Here is a 20,737-nt window from a genome sequence, read left to right on the forward strand (position 1 = left end):
TGCTATTTTTTGAAGGTTCGACCTTTCCAAGTATAACTTGCAAATAAAGATAAAGAAATTATATACAGACTAAAAAATGGATAAAAAAGACTGGCTGTAAAAAAGGAGGGTAAAACGGATTCCTGCTGTAAAAACCGACTCGTTTTAAATATTAAAAGAAAGTCAATTCCAAACTTTATAAGCACCATAAAAAGGAAGTCTGCAAAGTTTAAATAGCCTAATATTAAAAAGGGAATTAAAAGAATAAGCAACAAATTCATGAGCATCACAACAATGCCTGTCAGTATCCCAAAAAAACTTTTATAATGTGTAGATTTTGCCATCCAACGTAGGCGTTGAGACACTAATTGGCTCCAATTTCGTTGTGGCTTGGTTTCAACCGTTGCCTCAATGGATTTTAAATAACACACATCATTAGGGTTATTTCTAACGGCTTTTTGTAAGAAGAAAACATCGTCACCACTAGCTATTTCGGCCGAACCTTTAAATCCAGAAAGTTCAATAAATAAGGATTTTTGATAGGCTAAATTGGCGCCATTAGCTAAAAATGGTTCCTTTATTCCAAATCCGCCAATGGTCGTTCCCATTAAACTTAAGATATCCATAGTTTGAAAGCGATCTAAAAAAGAAGCGATATCATAATAATTAACAGGCGCTGCAATTAAACGGCAGGTTGTTTTTTGAATAAAACAATCAAAACTATGAAGCCAAAATTTGGGTACGCGACAATCGGCATCTGTAGTAATAATCCAATCGTATTTCGCTTTATTTATAGCTCTAGTTATGGCCTCTTTTTTTGGCGAAATAAGCGCGCCTTTGTTTTTTATAATGGTGACATTTTTTAAGCCATTTTCAATAAATGTTTTAATGATTTGAACCGAATTATCTTCGGATGCATCATCAATTAAAATAATTTCAAAGAGATCAGGAGGATAGTGTAAATCCTTAATGGATTTTAAAAGCTGCGGTAAATTATTAGATTCATTTCTAAAAGGAACAATGATACTAAAAGCCGTTATAGCCGGGATATCTTCTATGTAATATTTAGGAATTTTATCAAACCCGTAAACCAACACACTTATTAAAATTAAGTATGCAAGCGTAATGGATATAGCAATTATGAAAACCATTTTTAAGGTATAATTTGTTTAAATTTTAAAACGAAAATGCTGCCAAAAATGCTAGGTAATACAACGTTTAATAGCCACATTATTGTAACGGTACTTAAAATAGTAAATGCGTTTACACCAATTTGGCTAAACAAATATACGGCAACACTACTTTTTATGACCACATCAAAAATAAATAAAGACGGGATTACAGATGCTAAAAAATACATACTTGTTATAACTATAAGGCCTTGGAAATAAGAAAAAGACACGCCAAATAAAGTCATAATATAGTAAAATTGAAACGAAAATAAGGTATACCGTAAAAAAGCTATTAAAAATACCTGTCCATAAATATAAGAAGGAAGTTGCCTAAAATAGTTTTTAATTTTAGGAAGTGAAATACCTTTAATGGTTCTATTACTTTTTAACAGAAAGAATAGTCCAATAAGAAATAATCCAAAAACGGCACCCGTAAATATAAATATATGACCGTATTTTAAGTCAGTTTCATGGCTGTTTAAAAAAAAGCATAAGCCAATACATCCCAATAAAACAGTTACGAGCATTTGTAAACTGTTTCCTATCAAATTTAAAGCTACAATTTTTTTCCGTTCTGTTGAAGCGAAATATAAAGCTTTTACACCATATTCTCCAATGCGGTTGGGTGTTAGTAAGGATGCTGTTAGTGAACTTAAACTTTGTTCCAACGCTTGATATAAAGAAATTTCTTTGAAAGTAGATACGAGAGTTTTCCATTTTAAAATTTCCAAAAACCAATTGAAACTGCTCAAAATGATTAGAAAAATAATGGTTATTACAGAAAATCGATTGTTTTCTATTAAATAATGAACAAAACTGCTAAAGTCTAGATCTGGATTACGGGTTAGTTTCCAAAAAATAAAATAAAAAGCAGCAACAACAATGCTCAATTTCATGAGCACAAAAAAGAATTGTTTAGTTTTGTGAGGAATAGTTCCAAACATATTTTGCTGGGTTCTTTAATAGGGTAATATTACAAATTTAAACATGAAATTTTATGTACATAACTTTTAAACGGATTAGAAACATAAGTTTGGCAGCATTTTTACTGTTGATGATACCAAATAGTTTTGCTCAAAGTGAAGCTAGCCGTTGGAAAGCGCAGTTTGTTGTAGGAGTAAATAGCCCAAATTCGGATGGATTTGCTATTGGTTATGAGGGTAAATCTATTAATTTCCCTACCTTTCATTTAGGTGTGCAACGCATGTTTAAAAAAGAATATGGTGTAAAATTAGACTATGGTTTTAATAAACTAGATCATGACGCTAGTTCGCCCTATTTCAAAATTAATTACTCGCGAATTAATGTCCAATTTGTATATGATTTATCACCGATAGCTAATTTTCTGCCAACATATTTAGGAATTGCTGCGCATGCAGGCCCCGGATTTTCTATAGTTAAACCTTTGAGTGGCTTTTCAGAAAATAATACATCATTTTTAAATGCTATGGCTGGTTTGGAATTTCATTATACTATTTCAAGAACGCTCTCCGTGTTTTTAGATACGTCTTATATTTACGGGTTTAGCTCGGAATTTAAACCCGTTTCTGATGGGTTTGGGTCATTTAACGGAAACCTAATTACGGCAACAGTAGGAGTTTCAGTTTCATTAAGTGGTTGCTATTATTGTGATTAATGAGTAAAGAAAAAATTATATTAGGTATAGATCCCGGTACAACTATTATGGGTTTCGGACTCATAAAAGTGGTTGGCAAAAACATGTCTTTTTTACAATTAAATGAATTAGATTTAAAGAAATACGACGATCATTACTTAAAACTTAAACTAATTTTTGAACGGACTATTGAGTTAATTGAAACCCACCATCCAGATGAAATTGCAATTGAAGCACCTTTCTTTGGGAAAAACGTACAAAGTATGCTCAAGTTAGGGCGCGCTCAAGGTGTGGCCATGGCAGCAGGTTTAAGTCGGGAGATTCCTATTACAGAATATGCGCCTAAAAAAATTAAAATGGCTATCACAGGAAATGGTAATGCTAGTAAAGAGCAAGTGGCCAAAATGCTTCAAAGTTTATTAGGACTAAAAACTTTACCAAAAAATTTAGATTCTATGGACGGATTGGCAGCAGCCGTTTGTCATTTTTATAATGAAGGCCGCGTTGAAATTGGTAAAAGTTATTCAGGTTGGGATAGTTTTGTGAAGCAAAATGCGGATCGGGTTAAAAAGAAGTAAGCAGTTTTCAGTCGCAGTCGCAGTTGCAGTATTCAGTTTTACTTGATTTGCAGGAATAATAATTGAAATATGATAAAATCACAAGTTTTAAGAAACGACTTTCCACTTTTATTGAAAACTCAAAACTAAAAAAATGGCTGGTATCTACATTCATATCCCGTTTTGCAAACAAGCCTGTCATTATTGCGACTTTCATTTTTCAACGTCCTTAAAAAAGAAAGATGAACTGATTGAAGCTTTAATTACTGAAATTAAACTGCGCAAAGCCGAATTTGAGAACAAAAAAGTTGAAACTATTTATTTTGGTGGCGGAACACCCAGTCTTTTATCTGCTGAAGAATTGAAGCTAATTATTGATGCTGTCTATGAAAATTATCGCGTTTCTGATACGCCTGAAATCACTTTAGAAGCCAATCCAGATGATATCGTTTCCGTTAGAGCGCAGTCTAGAACTATTTTTCAAGATTATAAAGCCATTGGCATAAACCGATTGTCCATAGGAATTCAATCGTTTTTTGAAGCCGATTTAAAATTGATGAATCGTGCGCATAATTCCGAAGAAGCTAAAATAGCCTTACAAGAAGCAACTCAACATTTTGATAATATTTCTGTCGATTTAATTTATGGTATTCCCGGTTCCACAAATGCCCAATGGCTAGAAAATATTGAAATGGCTTTGTCTTTCAATATTCCGCATATATCCAGTTACGCTTTAACGGTTGAACCCAAAACCGCTCTAGCCAATTTTATTAAAAAAGGAATTATCGAAAATGTAGACGATGCGTTAGCAGAAGCGCAATTTCATATTCTGGTAGAAACATTAACCAATCGTGGGTTTATACACTATGAATTGTCTAATTTTGGGAAACCCGATTATTTCAGTCGGAATAATTCGGCCTATTGGCAAGGCAAATCCTATTTAGGAATTGGACCTTCAGCACATTCCTTTAATGGAATAGAACGTGGCTGGAATATTAGAAATAATTCAAAATACATTCAAGCAATCTCGGAAAGTTGTTTACCGATGGAAATCGAAAAGTTATCGAAAACCGATCAATATAATGAATATATTATGACTGGTTTACGAACGATCTGGGGCGTTTCATTAGAAAAAATAGAACGTGAATTTGGATTGCATTTTAAGGCGTTTTTACTCAAAGAATCAGAAAAACATATAGCTAATAATTTGCTTCAAATTGAAGATGAAACCCTACATGTTACCAAGAAAGGTGCTTTTTTAAGTGATGGCATTGCTTCCGATTTATTTCTATTAAATTAAGGTCTTTCAAAGTAGGTTATTTGCAGACTTTTGCCTTAATTATAAACATATTGAATACAGAAAAACCTTATACATGATTGCAACTATTGAAACCAATTCTAAAAAGTATAAAATAGATTTATCCAAAGCTATAGATATTTCCATACCACTTCGCGCTTCAGAAAATAATGTGAATGCTTGGTATCAAGATCCGCCAAAAATTGAACCCGTAGTGGATGGGGAATGGACTGCAAGTGTGGCTGAAGGTGCTGATATTAATTTCAATACTATTACTTTTAATCCGCATGCTCATGGAACGCATACAGAATGTGTTGGGCATATTACTAAAAAGTTGCACTCTGTAAATCAGAATTTGAAACAATTTTTCTTTTTAGCTCAAGTCATTACAGTGGCACCAGAAAAAAGTAAGAAGGACTTTGTTATTTCTAAAAAACAAATTCAATTCGCTTTAGGAAATAAAAAGCGCGATGCCGTTATTATTCGCACCATTCCTAATACACGAGAGAAATTAAACCATCAATATTCTGATACCAATCCGCCTTATTTATTAGAAGAAGCGGCGATTTATCTACGTGAAAGAGGTGTGAAACATTTATTAATAGATTTGCCTAGCGTTGATAAAGAAAAAGATGATGGCGAACTTTTGGCTCATCACGCTTTTTGGAATACAACAGGCAGAAAACGTATGGATGCAACCATCACCGAATTAATTTTTGTTCCCAATTCTGTTGAAGATGGCACCTATTTTTTAAACTTGCAAATAGCGCCTTTTGAAAATGATGCGACGCCCAGTAAGCCGATTTTGTTTGAAATAGAAGAAAATTAATTTTGAGGAACATGTAATGCTTAAATCATGAATATGGAAGAACTCCGCAGCTATTGCCTTTCGAAGCATAGCGTTACCGAGAATTTTCCATTTGATGAAGATACACTAGTTTTTAAAGTTCTGGATAAAATATTTGCTTTGGTGCCTTTGGGAAAATGGGAATGCGGTGAAGCATCTATCAATTTAAAAGCAGATCCAGATTATGCTATAGAATTGCGTGAGCAGCATTCAAGTATCCGCGCAGGTTTCCATATGAACAAGAAACATTGGAATACTGTTTTTATTCACGAAGGCGAAATATCCGCCTCATTTTTAATGGAATTGATAGACCATTCCTATGATATGGTTGTAAAAGGCATGACTAAAAAATTACGTGATTCACTCCAATAAAAGTGGTATATTCGCAACTTGAAATAGACCCCTTTTAATCTTCAAAATTTATCAAAATGAGCGTATTGCAAATGATTCAAGAACGCAGCCATAATACCTGCGAATTATGTACTTCAACTGAAGGCTTATCACAATATACCATTCCACCATCTTTAAATGAGAATGTGGCTAATGATGTCTTGGTTTGTAAAACCTGTTTAGATCAAATAGAAGGTAATGTAGAAATGGATACCAATCACTGGCGTTGTTTGAATGATAGTATGTGGAGTGAGCATGTAGCGGTTCAAATCATGGCATGGCGTATGCTGCAACGTATGCGTGGTGAAGGTTGGCCAAAAGATTTGTTGGATATGATGTATTTAGACGACGAAGCATTGGCTTTAGCACGTGCAACTGGCGAACATGAAGACGAAGCCAACAAAATTATCCACCGTGATGTGAATGGCGTTATTTTAGAAAACGGCGATTCTGTGGTTTTAATTAAAGATTTAAAGGTGAAAGGTTCTAGTATGGTTGCTAAACAAGGTGCCGCTGTTAGAAATATTCGTTTGGATCATGAAAATGCCGAATTTATTGAAGGTAAAGTAGATGGTCAGCAAATTGTGATAATCACCAAATACGTGAAGAAAACCTAAATTTCATATCCCGCAATTGTCTTATAATATCTCAAATTATGAACTAGGATTTTTCCGGTAGTTGTTTGGCGACTTCCCTTTAATCATTTTAAACTGACGGTTGAAATTTGATATATTATTAAAACCCGATTGGTAGGCAATTTCCGAAATAGCATCATCCGGTTGCGATAACATTAAACGACACGCATTTTCGATTCGCAATTCATTTAAAAACTGAAAATAGGTTTTATTGGTTCGCTTTTTAAAGTATTTACAAAAAGCATTTTTGGTCATGTTGGATACATCTGCAACGGCATCCAAAGTAATATCTTTCGTGTATTGATTCATGGTGTAAGCCAAAACATGACGCATGCGTTTTCCTTCATTATCGGAATATTTCTTATTATAAATAAAAGATGAGAGACTTTCATATTCCGCAGTAGCACCTATTTTTAGTAATTGAAGTAAAATGATGAAACGTTCTATTTTGGAAGCGGATTCCAATTGCAGAAATAATTTCTTAATGGCTTTTTTGTTGGACGTTATTTTAAAACCATGTTTGGACCGTTTAAAAAATGGCTGTATTTCATGTAATTCTTCAAGATTAAAAAAGTCGGTTCCAAAGGATTCTTTTGTAAAAAACATGGAAAGCATGTGCGAGTTTTCAGAAGCTTCCACATCACTTTTAAAAACATGTGGCATGTGACTGTCCAGAACCAAAATGTCATTTTTTGTATAGAAATTCACGCTATCGCCAACCACTAGTGTTCCTTCTCCTTCCAAAATAATACTTACTTGAATTTCTTCATGTTGATGAAGTTTGTCATAAAAAGCAGGTACATAATCCACTTGATACACAAAAGCATCTTGCTCGGGTTTCGGTATTTTAAAGGGTAGTACTTTCATTTGAAATTTTAAGGACTTCAAACACAAAAATAATCAAATAGTATTCATTAGTTGAATTTCAAGTAGAAATTGGGATAATAGCGTATGTATTTTTGAAACTTCACATACATTAGAAATGCCGCGTCTGGGAAATATTCTTAATTTAGCCTAAACATAACTGTTTTAGAAATGATGATAGATAAAAACTTAACCTGGAATGAATTCGAAAAAGTGGACATGCGTGTTGGAACCATTATTTCGGCTGAAATTTTTAAAGAAGTTAAAAATCCCGCTTATAAATTAATAGTTGATTTTGGAACTTTAGGTAACTTAAAAACCTCTGCGCAAATTACCAATTTATATAGCGTGGAATCACTTGTAGGAAAACAAGTGGTTGCTGTTGTGAATTTTCCAGCCAAACAAATTGCGAATATGATGAGCGAGTGTTTAATTTTAGGTGGATTGGGCGATGATAAAGATGTAGTATTATTACAACCCGAGCGTGTTATACCAAACGGAACGAAAATAGCTTGAAAACTTCAAGAAGGGAATAGGATGAAAAGTATTTTTCAGGATTTATCTTATATGTAAATCATTAAAAAGCAGTTGTTTGTCGACTTTACCTACATTATAATTACGATTAACTAAAAGTTCTGCTGTATGTCGAAAACAAGATGCGAAATTGTTTTAACAGCTTATATTTACGGCATCCCTCATATGATTAATAGCAAATTAGTTATTACTTAATATTTAAACATCATATGTTATGAGCTTAATAATTTCACACTACAACAACTTTTTTAAAGTTAAAGGCATCCTCGATAAAAAGTCGGTAAGTATGTTTCAAAATGAATTTGAACACGTTTTCGACAATTTACAATCTGTTACTATTAGTATCGAAGAATTAGATAGCATCGATAAATTTGGTGTTATGGCTTTGGCCAAATTGCATAATGAATCCTTACAGAAAAAGAAGCAATTATCTATTGTTGGTTTTGGTTGCAAAGATTTATACGACCACTTTAAAACCAATGATGCCGCCTAATTAGCTAGACATATCTGCGATAATTTTCCATTCGCCTTCAATTTTTTTGAAGATTATTAGAAATTCGCCTTGGGCGTCACCAACCGTTCGTTTTAAATGATATTGGCCCATTACGTAATAAGATTCGTTTTCTATAGGTGCAATGGATTTAACGGTGAATTTTAATTCGCCAATATGTGCTTGGCTAGGATATCCTTTTTTATAATTGTCTAATGTTTTTTGCCAGCCTTTGGTAAGACCACTGCTGCCGTAAAACTGTAAGGAATCACTTTTCCAATAGCCTTGCATAAAACCTTCTAAATCAAATTTATTCCAAGCATCTTGTTGTGTGTTTAAAACGAAACGAATAGCTTGACTATCTTCTTGCTGTGTCTTTGATATGTCCTTTTGTGCCATAAGTCCAATGGAAAACAATAGACTTAAAATAAGATATAGAGATTTCATAAGATGATTATTAATTTGTTTTTTAAAAGTACAAACTAAAATTTAAAGTGAAGGATTTCGTTAAATAAAAAAGACCTTAAAGAATTTCCTTTAAGGTCCGATTAATATGTTTTAATTAAATTGTTATTTCACAGACGTAAAATGTACCGTGCCTTTTCCATCATTAATTTTTGAGGACACATTTATACGTGTTTCATCTTTAGTTATTTTTAAAATCTTATTATAAGTTACCTGTTTGGCATTGTAATAATAGTTAATATCATCATCTTTTAAACTTTTTATGAAATTGTAAGCGGTATTAGGTGTATTGGTATCTAATTGACCTGCTGGAACTTCAGTGATTTCTTCAGACATTACATTGGTTTCAATTTTGTCATAAATTCTTACCATAGGTTTCGTGGATGTATCGGTTTTAGAAACATAAATGTGTAAGTTGAAATTCTCCTTTGTTAATTTAATGGCTTCTGAACCTTTAATCTTATTGCCATTATAAGTGAAAGTGGCGCCTTCTTTGGCAAGCTCCTCAATATGTTCTAATGGAGAAGGTGGCGTTTCTGGTACGTTTTTATTTGAGGTGGATTCCGTTCTGCTATCTGAAATGGCTGTGGTGCTAATTCCCCAAGGACTTTTTTCTTTGGTCGTTTCTTCCGTTTTTAATGCTCCCAAGGAATCATAATAATCTTGATTTATTTTACTTCCAACAGCCATTGGTTTTGCTGGAGCAGGCGGCGGAGGTGGTGGCGCTAATTCTGTTGGAGCAGGTGGCGGTGGTGGAGGTGTTAATTTTGGTGGAGCAGGTGGCGGTGGCGGTGGCGGAATATTGCTAGGTTCTCCTTTTTGCACTTTATATTTTTCATTATAATCCTCCTGTACTTTCTTGTATTTCGCTTTTTGTTCAGGTGTTGCATTTTCAGGAATTGGTGGTGGTGGAGGTGGCGGTATAGTTGCATTATTTGTATCCATTGTTACATTCACTAATTTTCCGTCTTTATCTCTATACTGGTATGAATAATTTTCTCCCTTCTGCGCTTTTTTGGACATTTCGGCATTTTCTTTTTGCTGTGCTTTGGATAAATTTGGGGCAGGTGGTGGCGGTGGCGGTGGAAAGTTAGGTAATGGTTCTGCTGCTCTTTTCTGCACTTCTGTCATTAAACCATATAAATATTGAAGACGCTCCATGTCTTTTAGTTTAAGAATGTAGTTGTCTTTACTTTGAGAATTATAATATTTAGCCAGCTTGTTATATTCTGCAATTTGCTCTTTGGAGGCTCCTTTTTGAATATCCTGCAACATGTTGTTTTCAATAGCTTTGGGAGGCGCTGGCGCATAAACTTCTTTGGTGGTACTGAAACTGTAAATTAATACAGCCAATATGGGCAGGATAATAAGTCCTTTAACCCATTTAACGGTGGTGGATGTGTGTGATTTCATAACTGTAAATCGTTTTTTGATTAATGAATAATTAATAGCATTCGCCAGATGATGAGTCTGTGCGTCTCCCATATTACTGGAAGCTGAAAATGCTAATAGGATATGCTGGTAGGTTTTTGTATTTGTTCCCGTATTAAGAACGGCTTGATCTGCCAGAAATTCGTGATTAAGTTTAATATCTTTTTTTATGAAATACAACAACGGATTAAACCAAAATGCAATCTGAAATATTTCAATAAATAAAATGTCTAAAGCGTGTTTTTGTTTAGCGTGCGTTTCTTCATGAAGTAAAACTTCATTAGGAATGGCACCCGATTCATATTTCGACTTATTTAAAAAAATGTACTGTAAAAAAGTGTGTGGATATATTAAATCCGTCATCAAAACATGAATAAAACCCTGTGTTTTATATTTCGGATTTTCTTTGATGCGCTTTAGCAATTGCACAATATTTTTCGTAAATCGAATGGAAAAAATAAGAACACCTATAAAGTATATGCTCCATAAAATAGTAGGCATATAATGCAAAAGCGTAGGGGATGCTTCTAATAGTGTAGTGTTATTTTCTAAAGTGGTAAAACTTCCCGTATTTAAAATTGGAGCAGCTGCAACAAAGTTTGTAAACGTAATAAAGGGGATGACAACTGAAGTTACTAAAGCCGCTAATAAATAGAATCGTTTAAAGTGATGAATGCTTTCTTTTTCCAGTAGCAATTTGTAAAATACCATGAAAACGGCCAAGCAAGCACTGAATTTTAGAATGAAGATTTCCATAATTACTTATTTTTAATTTCTTGATCAATCAGTGTTTTCAGTTCCTCCAATTCTGACTTTGATAAATTGGTTTCTTTCGTAAAAAAAGACGCAAACTGTGAGGCGCTATCATTAAAAAAATCTTTTATCAAGCTATTAACCTGTTTTGAGAAATAGGCTTTCTTTTTTACTAATGGATAATATTCTCTAGAATTCCCAAAAGTTTTATACCCTACAAATCCCTTGTCTGTTATCCGTTTTAACAAGGTTGCAAGAGTCGTTGATGCAGGTTTTGGTTCTGGATAGGCTTCTAGTAAATCCTTCATAAAGGCTTTCTCTAATTTCCAAAGGTGATTCATTAAGGCTTCTTCCGATTTTGACAGTTGCATGTTCTACAAGTTTAGATTGTGTTCTACAAACATAGAATATAAATTTCTATTCTACAAGTGTAGAGTTGAAAAATTTTAAATCAAAGCAAAAAAAAGTATCGAATAATTCAACTTACCGTTAAATTTCGATACTTTTTTATGATTCTAAATACAAAAAAATCCCATAGGTTTTCAAAACCTGTGCGGTATGAAACGTTTTTAAGCCTTTTTAGAAAGTTCTGTAAAATATTTATAGAACAACGGAATCGTTTCAATTCCTTTTAGGTAATTCCAAATTCCAAAATGCTCATTTGGCGAATGAATAGCGTCACTATCCAAACCAAAGCCCATTAAAATAGTTTTACTTTTTAGTTCTTGTTCAAACAAGGACACAATGGGAATACTGCCACCAGAACGTTGTGGAATTGGTTTTTTTCCAAACGATTCTTCATAAGCTTGGCTAGCCGCTTGATAGCCTAAACTGTCAATTGGTGTTACATAGCCTTGTCCACCATGATGTGGTTTTACTAATACTGTCACGCCTTTTGGTGCCATACTTTCAAAGTGTTTTTTGAAAAGTTCAGTAATTTCTTCCCATTCTTGATGCGGTACCAAACGCATGGATATTTTAGCAAATGCTTTACTCGCAATAACCGTTTTAGCACCTTCACCTGTGTAGCCGCCCCAAATACCGTTTACGTCTAATGTTGGACGAATGGAATTGCGTTCGTTGGTTGTATAACCTGCTTCACCATAAACAGCTTCAATGTCTAGAGATTTTTTATAGGCATCTAATGAGAAAGGCGCTTTGGCCATTTCTGCGCGTTCTTCTTTTGATAATTCCTCTACTTTATCATAAAACCCAGGAATAGTAATATGATTGTTTTCATCATGCAAAGACGCAATCATTTTGGTCAGAATGTTAATAGGGTTGGCAACAGCGCCACCATATAAACCAGAATGTAAATCGCGATTCGGACCCGTAACTTCAACTTCCACGTAACTTAATCCGCGTAATCCGGTTGTAATGCTTGGAACATCTTTCGCAATCATGCCGGTGTCTGAAATCAAGATGACATCATTTTTTAACTTCTCGTGATTATTTTTTACGAAAGTGGCTAGATTTACACTTCCCACTTCTTCTTCACCTTCAATCATAAACTTAACATTACACGGCAATTGATTGGTAGAAGTCATGAATTCCATGGCTTTTACATGCATATACATTTGGCCCTTGTCATCACAAGCACCGCGAGCAAAAATAGCGCCTTCTGGGTGTATATCTGTTTTATGAATTACAGGTTCAAATGGGGGAGAGGACCAAAGTTCTATAGGATCGGCTGGTTGCACATCATAATGTCCGTAAACTAATATCGTTGGGAGATTTTCGTCAATCATTTTTTCGCCATAAACAATTGGGTAGCCATCGGTTTGGCAAATTTCCACATGGTCGCAACCTGCTTTTTCTAAACTATATTTTACGGCATCAGCAGTACGTAGTACATCGTGCTTGAAAGCAGGATCGGCACTAACGGATGGCATTTTTAAAAGTTCAATTAATTCATTTTGAAAGCGTTGTTTATGTTCGGCAACGTAACCTTGTATGTTTTTCATAATATTAGGTTTTGTAATTTCTGAAGTAGCAGAAATCGTTTTATTGTGTTTCTTCAAAAGTACAAAACACGCTGAACATTTTTATGATAAGATGCGTTTGATTATTCAAACTATTGTTTATATTTGCACCCGATTACGGTTATTTTGTAATCTTATTAATGCGGGCGTGGTGGAATTGGTAGACACGCTAGACTTAGGATCTAGTGCCGCAAGGTGTGGGAGTTCGAGTCTCCCCGCCCGCACAGCGACTCGAGAAGCTTCAGTGAAAACTGGAGCTTTTTTTATGCTTAAATTCTAAATTTATATGCCTTCTATTTATTATTTCATTAACGCTTCAATCATGAGAAATAATCAAAATATACGTCCTCAAGATTTTACTATTTTCCCAAAACCTTCTTAAAATATTTATTTCACTTGCATTCTGTTATTTACATCCATTCTAAATTACTATATTTGTACTTCTAAAAAAACATGTAATGAAGAAATTGATATTAGCTGTAGCTACTTTGTCCTTATTAGCTGCCTGTGGCAATGATACTAAAAAAGAGGAGACGCCTAAACCTGAAGAAATTGTAAAAGACCAAGTCGTAACTGTTTACACGCACCGTCATTATGAATCAGACCAAAATATCTTTAAAATGTTTGAAGATAAAACGGGTATTAAGGTGAAAGTAATTAATGCTAGTGCCGATGAGTTAATCCAGAAAATGAAAATGGAAGGTGAACAATCTCCTGCCGATGTTTTAATAACTGTGGATGCTGGAAGACTAGGCCGCGCTAAAGAATTAGGCTTACTGCAAAGTATTGAATCTGATTTTTTAGAAAAATCTATTCCTACACATTTACAAGATGTGGATAACCAATGGTTTGGTTTAACTAAAAGAGCCCGAATTATAGCTTATGCTAAAGATCGCGTGAAACCAGAAGATCTTTCAACTTATGAAGATTTAGCCAATAAAAAGTGGAAAGGCAAAATTTTGGTTCGTTCATCCTCAAATATTTATAATCAATCTTTAATGGCTTCTCTAATTGCCAACGATGGTGAAGACGCGGCTAAAACTTGGGCTCAAGGAATTGTTGCAAATATGGCACGTTCTCCAAAAGGTTCAGATAGAGATCAAGTAAAAGCGGTTGTTGCTGGCGAAGGTGATTTAGCCATTGTAAACTCTTATTATATTGGTAAAATGCTGAATTCTCCCGATCCTGAAGAAGTAAAAGCTGCTAAACAAGTCGGTTTGTTTTTTCCGAATCAAACGGATAGGGGAACGCACATAAACGTTAGTGGCGCAGGTGTTGCTAAAAATGCACCAAACAAAGCGAATGCTATTTTATTTATAGAATATTTGGCTAGCGCAGAAGCACAGCAAGTATTTACGGAAGCTAACTATGAATATCCAATTTTAGAAAGCGTAGAAGCCGTTCAAGATATCAAGGATTGGGGTGATTTTAAAGAAGATAATTTAGGTTTAAACCAATTAGGAGAAAATAATAAAAAAGCAGTTTTGATTTTTGATGAAGCAGGTTGGAAATAATAGCGAAGCTTTCTCCTTAAAAACGAGGCTTAAAAGACTTAAAAGAGATAGTAACCGATGGTCAGTATTTACACTGGCCATTGTTTTTTTCTTGGCTTTACCCATTATTTTTATTGGGGTAGAGTTGTTTTCAGGTCCTGGTGAAACATGGAGTCACATTGTTACTTATTTATTGCCAGACTATATTTGGAATTCTTTATATCTCGTCTTTTTCTGTAGTATACTCGTTTTGCTTTTAGGTGTGTCTTCGGCCTGGTTTGTGTCACGCTTTGACTTCCTATTTCGCAAGCAAATGGAATGGTTGTTAATTCTTCCTTTAGCAATCCCTTCCTATATTGTTGGTTATGCTTACGCTGGGATTTTTGATTACGGCGGAAGCATGGATTTAATTTTCAGACAATTGAATCTGGATTTTATCCGAATTGATATTATGAATAGAGCCGGACTGGCATTCGTATTAAGTATTTCCCTCTTTCCCTATGTATATGTAAGTGCTCGTGCCTTTTTTCTGAATCAAGCCAATAACCTTTTAGAAGCGTCTAAAATGTTAGGAATTGGTGAGCGAAAAACCTTTTTTAAACTCATGTTGCCACTTGCCAGACCAGCCATTGTGGCGGGATTGGTTTTAGTATTAATGGAAGTTCTAAACGATTATGGCGCCGCTAAATATTATGGCGTTAATACATTTACAACAGGAATTTTTAGATCGTGGTTTTCTTTAGAAGAGCCTCAAACAGCGGTGTATTTATCTGCCTTATTAGTAATCATTATTTTTGCTTTAATTCTTTTTGAAAAATGGCAAGTACGAAAAGTGAAGTTTACGTCTTCCAAAACAAACAGCACACAAATTCAAAGAAAGAAACCTAGAAAAGCTATAAAATGGCTAATTTTTTCCGTTGTGTTATTGCCTATAATTCTAGGCTTTATTTTTCCAGTAGCGCAATTAATTTACTGGGCCGTATTAACAGCTTCCACTGTTTTTGATGCTAAATTTATAATTCTGTCTTTACAAAGTTTTGGAATAGCTATTACCTCCGCAGTTATTACCGTGTTTTTTGCGCTTTTATTAATTTATTTTTCCAAATGGAGCGCGCTTCGTTCTATTCGAAATATAGCGCGAATAGGTGTTCTAGGTTATGCCATTCCTGGAGCTGTAATTGCCATAGGGATTATGATTCCCACTTTAGCATTGGACAAATGGTTGATTAAAATGCTTGGCAATTTAGGTATTGATTCAGGCTTAATTATCAACGGAACCTTGATAGCATTATTTTACGCTTATGCCGTTCGTTTCTTGGCTGTGGCCTATAATCCCATAGATTCTACAGCTTTAAAAGTGGATAATTCTATTCCCGATTCGTCTAAAGTTTTAGGTGTTGGCAATTTAAGAACCTTTTTTAAGATTGAATTTCCGCTGATTAAAACTGGTGTTTTTAGTGCCGTGATTCTGGTTTTTATTGATGTTATGAAAGAGTTACCTTTAACACTTATTTTAAAACCGTATCATATTGATACGTTGGCGGTAAAAGCTTTTGAATATGCCAGTGATGAAATGGTTATGGAGGCGTCCATTCCGTCTCTTTTCATTATCTTTACAGCCATGATTCCTGTGATATTTTTAAATAAATTATTGATTAAAAAATAACCATGTTAACAATAGATTCACTTTCCAAAAGTTTTGATAAAGGCAAAAATTATGCTTTAGAAAATGTGACTTTCAATTTGAAAGCAGGTCACGTTTGTGCCATTGTTGGTGAAAGTGGAAGTGGAAAAACAACCTTGGTACGCTTAATTGCAGGATTGGAAAGACCCGATCATGGCCGTATTTCAATGAATGGGAACATCATTGCGTCGTTAGATAAATTTGTTCAGCCTGAAAAAAGAAATATCGGTTTGGTTTTTCAGGAATATGCGCTTTTTCCACATTTAACCATTCTGGATAATATTTTATACGGCATTTCAAAGGTTAAAAACAAGAAGCAAAGAGCTCAAGACATGCTGGATTTGGTAGGTTTAAATGACATGGGTAAACGTTATCCTCATCAACTTTCTGGTGGTCAGCAGCAACGGGTTGCCCTGGCAAGAGCTTTGGCGCCAGAGCCTTCTTTATTAATTTTAGATGAGCCGTTTAGTAATTTGGATGCTATGTTACGGACTCAATTACGAAATGAGGTTTTTGATATTATTAAGAAAACCGAGGTAACGGTGTTATTCGTTACCCACGATACCCAAGATGCACTTTCTGTTGCAGATGAAATTTTAATTTTACAAAATGGTAAAGTGGTTCAAAAAGATGTGGCTGCTAATTTATATGTAAAGCCCAATACCTTATATGTGGCGTCATTATTTGGAAGCACGGTTCATATTAACAAGAATTTACAAACTGCTTTTAAGTGTCCGTTAAACGAAACATGCTGTCATGCCATTCGTAATGAAAAGATAAAAGTAAATCCTTCTACGGGCGATTTTGAATGTGAATATATAACCGCCGCTCAAGTTATCAAGAAAATTGAACTTGGCGACTCTATTCAACTGCTTTTAAAACTTGAATCTGGCGAACAATTAACGGTTATGACACAAGATAAAAACGTGGCAGATATTATTCATATTGGTTTCAATTCTAAAGATATTTTAGAATTCGAACAGTAAAAAATCATGTGTGAAGTTGAAATAATTTCACTTCATAATTTCTCCAAATTCTCTTCAAATTCTCTAATTATTCTAACATCAATTTCTTTCTCTTAAAGAATTCAGATTTCTCTTGTTCATTTAAAAGTTGATAAAAAATCTCCTGATTTATTTTATTAAATATTTTAAATTCCGACATTTATATAAGCTTCTGGTTTTTTTATTAAACCCTATTGTATTGATATACATCAATTTTTAAATGATATATGTGATTTTGGTTATATAGAATCGTGTTTTTAATTTCTACAGAAGTTTTTTTTAATTAATATCGGATAAATTTGTCTGAAATAGATTCGCAGCTTATCTTTGCATGTATCAGATGTATTTCAATGTTCTTTAGCTTACATAAAGAACTTTATATTCAATGAATTTGTAGTGTTTCTGGCATTATAAAATACGAGTCAAAAAAAGTAATAAATTAATTTTATGAAGAAATGTAAGTTGGCAATCTTATTGTTTTTAGGAGTAATTCCAAATATCATAAGTGCTCAAGAAAAAATAACTACAGACAATTGGCTTTCCAGTCCTGGTATAATTGGAACCTTCGTTTTAATAGCCATTGTGATGATTATTGCAATCGTTATATTATTCGTAAAATTGAATGCTTATATAGATAATATGAAGCGCCGGCAAGTGGATAGAAACCGGATGGCGTTTGATGATGAACTTGTTGCCATGGATGAAGGCGATATCGATGCCATTCTTGAAAAACGAAAAGCAGCTTTAAAATATAAATTAAAAGGCGACGAATTATCGGGTGACAATCTAGCAAGCGATGATAAAGGTCTTATTCATCGTTTTGAAAAAGATCCGAACAACGCTTTTTTTGATGAAAAGAAAAAAACATCTTTAGGTTTAGAAACACCTTTAGAATTAAAGAAAATAGTTATCTATTATATCGGTGCCGCAGCCTTTTGGCTGGTTTTAGGTACTTTAATAGGTCAATATTTAGGCATGAAGTTTCTTTGGCCTGAAATGGATAGTCAATCTTGGTTGGCTTTCGGCCGATTAAGACCCGTGCATACCAATATGGTGTTTTGGGGTTGGTCATCAATGGCCATGATTGGATTGGGTTATTTTGTAATTGCCCGAACATCTAATAATAAAATCTATAATTATAGTTGGGCTTGGCACGCTTGGAAACTTATTAATGCTACAATTATTCTAGGCACTTTATTTTTAATGGCTGGGATTAACAACGGTGGTGGTGAGTATAGAGAATATATTTGGCCAGTTATGCTCCTTTTTGCTATTGGCTTGATTATTACGTTTGTCAATTTCTATAAAACGGTTGCAACCCGTAAAATTTCGGAAATATACATTTCAAACTGGTTTATACTGGCCGCTTTAATCTGGACTATTGTCTTATCAATTATTGGTTATTTACCATTCTATCAAGACGGATTAGGTGAAACGGTAATTCAAGGTTATTATATGCACCAAGGTGTGGGCATGTGGTTTATGACGTTTACCTTAGGTTTGGTTTATTATTACCTGCCTTCAACTTTAAACAAACCTATTTATTCTTATTCTTTAGGGGTTTTAGCGTTCTGGACACAAATGCTTTTTTATACCATGATAGGAACGCACCATTTTGTATTTAGTCCATTGCCATGGTGGTTACAAACTATTGCTATTGTATTTAGTGCAGGAATGGTTATACCAGTTGTTGCAGGAACTACGAATTTTTTCATGACCATGAAAGGCAGTTGGAATCACATTTCCAAAAGTTATGTATTACCCTTCTTTTTAGTAGGAACCGTGTTTTATTTTGTCGGCTCTATGCAAGGAAGTTTACAGGCTTTCCGATTTACAAATTTTGTTTGGCACTTTACAGACTTTAATGTTGCCCACTCGCATATGACGATGTATGGCATTATTGCTTTCTTTCTTTGGGCTTGTATTTATGCTATTCTACCAAAATTAACCGGAAAAGAACCTGCGCAAGTATTTGTAGGTGCACATTTTTGGCTAGCGTTTATTGGGCTTTTTGCCTATATGATTTCGCTTATGGCTGGAGGAACCTATAAAGGATTAAGCTGGATAGATGGCGAACCATTTATTGAGTCGGTAATATTGATGAAACCTTATTGGATATGGCGCGCCGTTGGTGGTACGTTGATGTTTGCATCTCACTTGGTATTTGCCTACAATTTTTATTATATGGTGAAAGGATATAGTAAGACTAAAACATCAATAAAAGTAGAAGAAATAACTGTTTAATAATTCGAGTAACATGCTTAATTTCCATAAAGAACATAAAAACTTGGTGCTTACGGCTGGCGGTGTATTTATTGCCTTAAGTACTTTAATTGCTATTATTCCGGCGTTTCAAATGCAGGAAACTGAACCAATTCCCGATGAAAAGCCGTTAACGGCGAATGAACGAGAAGGTTTAGAAATTTACGTATCAGAAAATTGTATGGCCTGCCACACGCAACAGGTTCGTAACATTGAAATGGATAATATGTGGGGAAATAGACCGTCTATTCCTTCAGATTATTATTACAGCAAAAAACGTTTGGATATTTGGAGACAATCACCTTCTATTTTAGGAAGTGAGCGTACCGGACCAGACCTTACAAATATTGGAAAACGTCAGCCTAGTGAAGATTGGCACTTACTACATTTGTATAATCCAAGGGCTGTAGTTTCTGCGTCTGTAATGCCATCTTATCCGTGGTTGTTTGAAGAAGTAGATAGTTCATCCGTAGGAAAAGACGATAAAGTTGTAGCTGTTCCTAGAGGATTTTTGAAAAATCCCAATAAAAAAATTGTGGCATCTAATGATGCGTTAAGGCTAGTAGATTATTTAAAATATTTAAAACAAACGGAATTACCAGGCGATAATGTAGACGATTTTATTCCTGCTTTGAAAAAAATTCAAGCAGACCGTGTGGCTGGTGGAAACCAAGAAGGTGGATTTGATGGCGGTAAATTGTTTTCACAAGTTTGTGCAGCATGTCATCAAGAAACAGGTAAAGGTGTGGTTGGTGCCTTTCCTTCTTTAGTTGGAAGTGCTATTGTGAATGATGAAAATTCTGAAAAATTAATTAGAATTGTTATTCAAGGATATGATGCGCGCACGGATTATGGCGTTATGCCGGGATTTGGAGATCAACTTAACGATGCTGAAATTGCAGCTATTCTGACTCATGAACGTAGTAGCTGGGGTAATGATGCACCGCCTGTTACAGCAGATGATGTGGCTAAAATTCGTCAATATGTAGAGATGGAACTAAATAAGTAAAAGATGAAAAATAGAACTTTGTTATTTACGCTATTATTTTCTTTAGGCTCTTTTATAAGCTTTGCTTGCGATGTTTGTAAGAAAGATCAGCCTAAAGGATTTGAAAATATTACCCATGGTGCTGGACCGTCAGGAAACTTCGATTTTATTATAATTTGGAGTGCTATTATTATTGTTGGTTTTACACTGTTTTATAGTGTGAAATATCTAATAAAACCGAAAGAAACCAATCCAGATCATATAAAGAACATTGTTAGAAACGAAGGATTTTAAA

General features: G+C 34.4%; 21 protein-coding genes and 1 tRNA gene. 15 read left to right on the plus strand and 7 right to left on the minus strand.

Annotation, left to right across the window (positions count from 1 at the left end; all coding sequences use genetic code 11):
* Positions 1 to 2: 2 nt before the first annotated feature.
* Together ES674_RS04725 and ES674_RS04730 are read right to left on the minus strand one after the other, a co-directional pair.
* A complete protein-coding gene (locus ES674_RS04725) occupies positions 3 to 1,130 on the minus strand; it encodes a glycosyltransferase (protein ID WP_148402820.1) in 1,128 nt (375 codons plus the stop codon).
* A 2-nt stretch (positions 1,131 to 1,132) separates the two neighbouring features.
* On the minus strand, positions 1,133 to 2,095 hold the full coding sequence (locus ES674_RS04730) for a lysylphosphatidylglycerol synthase domain-containing protein (protein ID WP_148402821.1): 963 nt from the start codon (positions 2,093 to 2,095) through the stop codon (positions 1,133 to 1,135).
* 53 nt (positions 2,096 to 2,148) lie between these two features.
* Here ES674_RS04730 and ES674_RS04735 point away from each other — a divergent pair, with 53 nt between their 5' ends.
* The 6 genes from ES674_RS04735 (at position 2,149) to ES674_RS04760 (ending at position 6,474) form a co-directional block, all read left to right on the plus strand.
* A complete protein-coding gene (locus tag ES674_RS04735; protein ID WP_148402822.1) occupies positions 2,149 to 2,787 on the plus strand; it encodes an outer membrane beta-barrel protein in 639 nt (212 codons plus the stop codon).
* Positions 2,787 to 3,344, plus strand: coding sequence for a crossover junction endodeoxyribonuclease RuvC (ruvC, locus tag ES674_RS04740; protein ID WP_148402823.1), 558 nt, complete (start codon positions 2,787 to 2,789; stop codon positions 3,342 to 3,344). Before ES674_RS04735 ends, ruvC begins: the two co-directional genes overlap by 1 nt.
* Before the next feature lie 133 nt (positions 3,345 to 3,477).
* On the plus strand, positions 3,478 to 4,623 hold the full coding sequence (gene hemW, locus ES674_RS04745; protein ID WP_148402824.1) for a radical SAM family heme chaperone HemW: 1,146 nt from the start codon (positions 3,478 to 3,480) through the stop codon (positions 4,621 to 4,623).
* A gap of 73 nt (positions 4,624 to 4,696) precedes the next feature.
* The gene (locus tag ES674_RS04750; RefSeq protein WP_148402825.1) at positions 4,697 to 5,449 is read left to right on the plus strand and encodes a cyclase family protein; all 753 of its coding nucleotides are present in this window, start codon (positions 4,697 to 4,699) and stop codon (positions 5,447 to 5,449) included.
* A gap of 27 nt (positions 5,450 to 5,476) precedes the next feature.
* Complete coding sequence (locus ES674_RS04755; protein WP_148402826.1) at positions 5,477 to 5,839, plus strand: MmcQ/YjbR family DNA-binding protein; 363 nt, start codon at positions 5,477 to 5,479, stop codon at positions 5,837 to 5,839.
* A gap of 56 nt (positions 5,840 to 5,895) precedes the next feature.
* Entirely contained in the window at positions 5,896 to 6,474 is a 579-nt protein-coding gene (locus ES674_RS04760) for a PhnA domain-containing protein (protein ID WP_148402827.1), read from the plus strand.
* A gap of 36 nt (positions 6,475 to 6,510) precedes the next feature.
* Here the strand turns inward: ES674_RS04760 and ES674_RS04765 are convergent, their stop codons facing one another.
* Complete coding sequence (locus tag ES674_RS04765) at positions 6,511 to 7,359, minus strand: AraC family transcriptional regulator (RefSeq protein WP_148402828.1); 849 nt, start codon at positions 7,357 to 7,359, stop codon at positions 6,511 to 6,513.
* A 171-nt stretch (positions 7,360 to 7,530) separates the two neighbouring features.
* On the opposite strand from ES674_RS04765, the gene ES674_RS04770 reads away from it, so the two are divergent.
* Both ES674_RS04770 and ES674_RS04775 read left to right on the plus strand, forming a co-directional pair.
* Positions 7,531 to 7,872, plus strand: a complete 342-nt coding sequence (locus ES674_RS04770; protein WP_148403642.1) for a tRNA-binding protein — start codon at positions 7,531 to 7,533, stop codon at positions 7,870 to 7,872.
* A 232-nt stretch (positions 7,873 to 8,104) separates the two neighbouring features.
* Positions 8,105 to 8,383, plus strand: a complete 279-nt coding sequence (locus ES674_RS04775; RefSeq protein ID WP_170233965.1) for an STAS domain-containing protein — start codon at positions 8,105 to 8,107, stop codon at positions 8,381 to 8,383.
* Here the strand turns inward: ES674_RS04775 and ES674_RS04780 are convergent, their stop codons facing one another.
* The 4 genes from ES674_RS04780 to ES674_RS04795 all read right to left on the minus strand — a co-directional run bounded on the left by ES674_RS04780 (position 8,384) and on the right by ES674_RS04795 (position 12,993).
* Positions 8,384 to 8,827: a YybH family protein gene (locus ES674_RS04780; RefSeq protein ID WP_148402829.1), complete on the minus strand. Its 444-nt coding sequence runs from the start codon at positions 8,825 to 8,827 to the stop codon at positions 8,384 to 8,386. It abuts the gene before it with no gap.
* 123 nt (positions 8,828 to 8,950) lie between these two features.
* Positions 8,951 to 11,032, minus strand: a complete 2,082-nt coding sequence (locus ES674_RS15695; RefSeq protein ID WP_148402830.1) for a M56 family metallopeptidase — start codon at positions 11,030 to 11,032, stop codon at positions 8,951 to 8,953.
* Between the two features lie 2 nt (positions 11,033 to 11,034).
* Complete coding sequence (locus ES674_RS04790; protein ID WP_148402831.1) at positions 11,035 to 11,400, minus strand: BlaI/MecI/CopY family transcriptional regulator; 366 nt, start codon at positions 11,398 to 11,400, stop codon at positions 11,035 to 11,037.
* 198 nt (positions 11,401 to 11,598) lie between these two features.
* Entirely contained in the window at positions 11,599 to 12,993 is a 1,395-nt protein-coding gene (locus ES674_RS04795) for a dipeptidase (protein WP_148402832.1), read from the minus strand.
* Between the two features lie 160 nt (positions 12,994 to 13,153).
* Here ES674_RS04795 and ES674_RS04800 point away from each other — a divergent pair.
* The 7 genes from ES674_RS04800 to ES674_RS04830 all read left to right on the plus strand — a co-directional run bounded on the left by ES674_RS04800 (position 13,154) and on the right by ES674_RS04830 (position 20,736).
* Positions 13,154 to 13,235 (plus strand) — tRNA-Leu (locus tag ES674_RS04800).
* A gap of 234 nt (positions 13,236 to 13,469) precedes the next feature.
* Positions 13,470 to 14,525, plus strand: coding sequence for a Fe(3+) ABC transporter substrate-binding protein (locus tag ES674_RS04805; RefSeq protein ID WP_148402833.1), 1,056 nt, complete (start codon positions 13,470 to 13,472; stop codon positions 14,523 to 14,525).
* Positions 14,506 to 16,170, plus strand: coding sequence for an ABC transporter permease (locus tag ES674_RS04810; RefSeq protein ID WP_148402834.1), 1,665 nt, complete (start codon positions 14,506 to 14,508; stop codon positions 16,168 to 16,170). Before ES674_RS04805 ends, ES674_RS04810 begins: the two co-directional genes overlap by 20 nt.
* Before the next feature lie 2 nt (positions 16,171 to 16,172).
* Positions 16,173 to 17,174, plus strand: coding sequence for an ABC transporter ATP-binding protein (locus ES674_RS04815; RefSeq protein WP_148402835.1), 1,002 nt, complete (start codon positions 16,173 to 16,175; stop codon positions 17,172 to 17,174).
* A gap of 465 nt (positions 17,175 to 17,639) precedes the next feature.
* Positions 17,640 to 19,436 (plus strand): cbb3-type cytochrome c oxidase subunit I, encoded by a 1,797-nt coding sequence (locus ES674_RS04820; protein ID WP_148402836.1) that lies wholly within the window; start codon positions 17,640 to 17,642, stop codon positions 19,434 to 19,436.
* 13 nt (positions 19,437 to 19,449) lie between these two features.
* Positions 19,450 to 20,463: a cbb3-type cytochrome c oxidase subunit II gene (locus tag ES674_RS04825; protein ID WP_148402837.1), complete on the plus strand. Its 1,014-nt coding sequence runs from the start codon at positions 19,450 to 19,452 to the stop codon at positions 20,461 to 20,463.
* Between the two features lie 3 nt (positions 20,464 to 20,466).
* A complete protein-coding gene (locus ES674_RS04830) occupies positions 20,467 to 20,736 on the plus strand; it encodes a hypothetical protein (RefSeq protein ID WP_148402838.1) in 270 nt (89 codons plus the stop codon).
* Position 20,737 lies beyond the last annotated feature (1 nt).

Origin of the sequence: Bizionia myxarmorum (assembly GCF_008086205.1) — a bacterium.
GTDB lineage: Bacteria > Bacteroidota > Bacteroidia > Flavobacteriales > Flavobacteriaceae > Algorimicrobium > Algorimicrobium myxarmorum.

Excerpts from the sequence above, each read along its gene's own strand:
- ES674_RS04760 (WP_148402827.1), top strand. The coding sequence starts at position 5,896 with ATGAGCGTATTGCAAATGATTCAAGAACGCAGCCATAATACCTGCGAA.
- ES674_RS04810 (WP_148402834.1), top strand. The coding sequence starts at position 14,506 with ATGAAGCAGGTTGGAAATAATAGCGAAGCTTTCTCCTTAAAAACGAGG.
- ES674_RS04795 (WP_148402832.1), bottom strand. The coding sequence starts at position 12,993 with ATGAAAAACATACAAGGTTACGTTGCCGAACATAAACAACGCTTTCAA.
- ES674_RS04825 (WP_148402837.1), top strand. The coding sequence starts at position 19,450 with ATGCTTAATTTCCATAAAGAACATAAAAACTTGGTGCTTACGGCTGGC.
- ES674_RS15695 (WP_148402830.1), bottom strand. The coding sequence starts at position 11,032 with ATGGAAATCTTCATTCTAAAATTCAGTGCTTGCTTGGCCGTTTTCATG.
- ES674_RS04805 (WP_148402833.1), top strand. The coding sequence starts at position 13,470 with ATGAAGAAATTGATATTAGCTGTAGCTACTTTGTCCTTATTAGCTGCC.
- ES674_RS04830 (WP_148402838.1), top strand. The coding sequence starts at position 20,467 with ATGAAAAATAGAACTTTGTTATTTACGCTATTATTTTCTTTAGGCTCT.
- ES674_RS04815 (WP_148402835.1), top strand. The coding sequence starts at position 16,173 with ATGTTAACAATAGATTCACTTTCCAAAAGTTTTGATAAAGGCAAAAAT.
- ES674_RS04820 (WP_148402836.1), top strand. The coding sequence starts at position 17,640 with ATGAAGAAATGTAAGTTGGCAATCTTATTGTTTTTAGGAGTAATTCCA.
- ES674_RS04770 (WP_148403642.1), top strand. The coding sequence starts at position 7,531 with ATGATAGATAAAAACTTAACCTGGAATGAATTCGAAAAAGTGGACATG.
- ES674_RS04735 (WP_148402822.1), top strand. The coding sequence starts at position 2,149 with ATGTACATAACTTTTAAACGGATTAGAAACATAAGTTTGGCAGCATTT.
- ruvC (WP_148402823.1), top strand. The coding sequence starts at position 2,787 with ATGAGTAAAGAAAAAATTATATTAGGTATAGATCCCGGTACAACTATT.
- ES674_RS04730 (WP_148402821.1), bottom strand. The coding sequence starts at position 2,095 with ATGTTTGGAACTATTCCTCACAAAACTAAACAATTCTTTTTTGTGCTC.
- ES674_RS04765 (WP_148402828.1), bottom strand. The coding sequence starts at position 7,359 with ATGAAAGTACTACCCTTTAAAATACCGAAACCCGAGCAAGATGCTTTT.
- ES674_RS04725 (WP_148402820.1), bottom strand. The coding sequence starts at position 1,130 with ATGGTTTTCATAATTGCTATATCCATTACGCTTGCATACTTAATTTTA.
- ES674_RS04790 (WP_148402831.1), bottom strand. The coding sequence starts at position 11,400 with ATGCAACTGTCAAAATCGGAAGAAGCCTTAATGAATCACCTTTGGAAA.
- ES674_RS04775 (WP_170233965.1), top strand. The coding sequence starts at position 8,105 with ATGAGCTTAATAATTTCACACTACAACAACTTTTTTAAAGTTAAAGGC.
- ES674_RS04750 (WP_148402825.1), top strand. The coding sequence starts at position 4,697 with ATGATTGCAACTATTGAAACCAATTCTAAAAAGTATAAAATAGATTTA.
- ES674_RS04780 (WP_148402829.1), bottom strand. The coding sequence starts at position 8,827 with ATGAAATCTCTATATCTTATTTTAAGTCTATTGTTTTCCATTGGACTT.
- hemW (WP_148402824.1), top strand. The coding sequence starts at position 3,478 with ATGGCTGGTATCTACATTCATATCCCGTTTTGCAAACAAGCCTGTCAT.
- ES674_RS04755 (WP_148402826.1), top strand. The coding sequence starts at position 5,477 with ATGAATATGGAAGAACTCCGCAGCTATTGCCTTTCGAAGCATAGCGTT.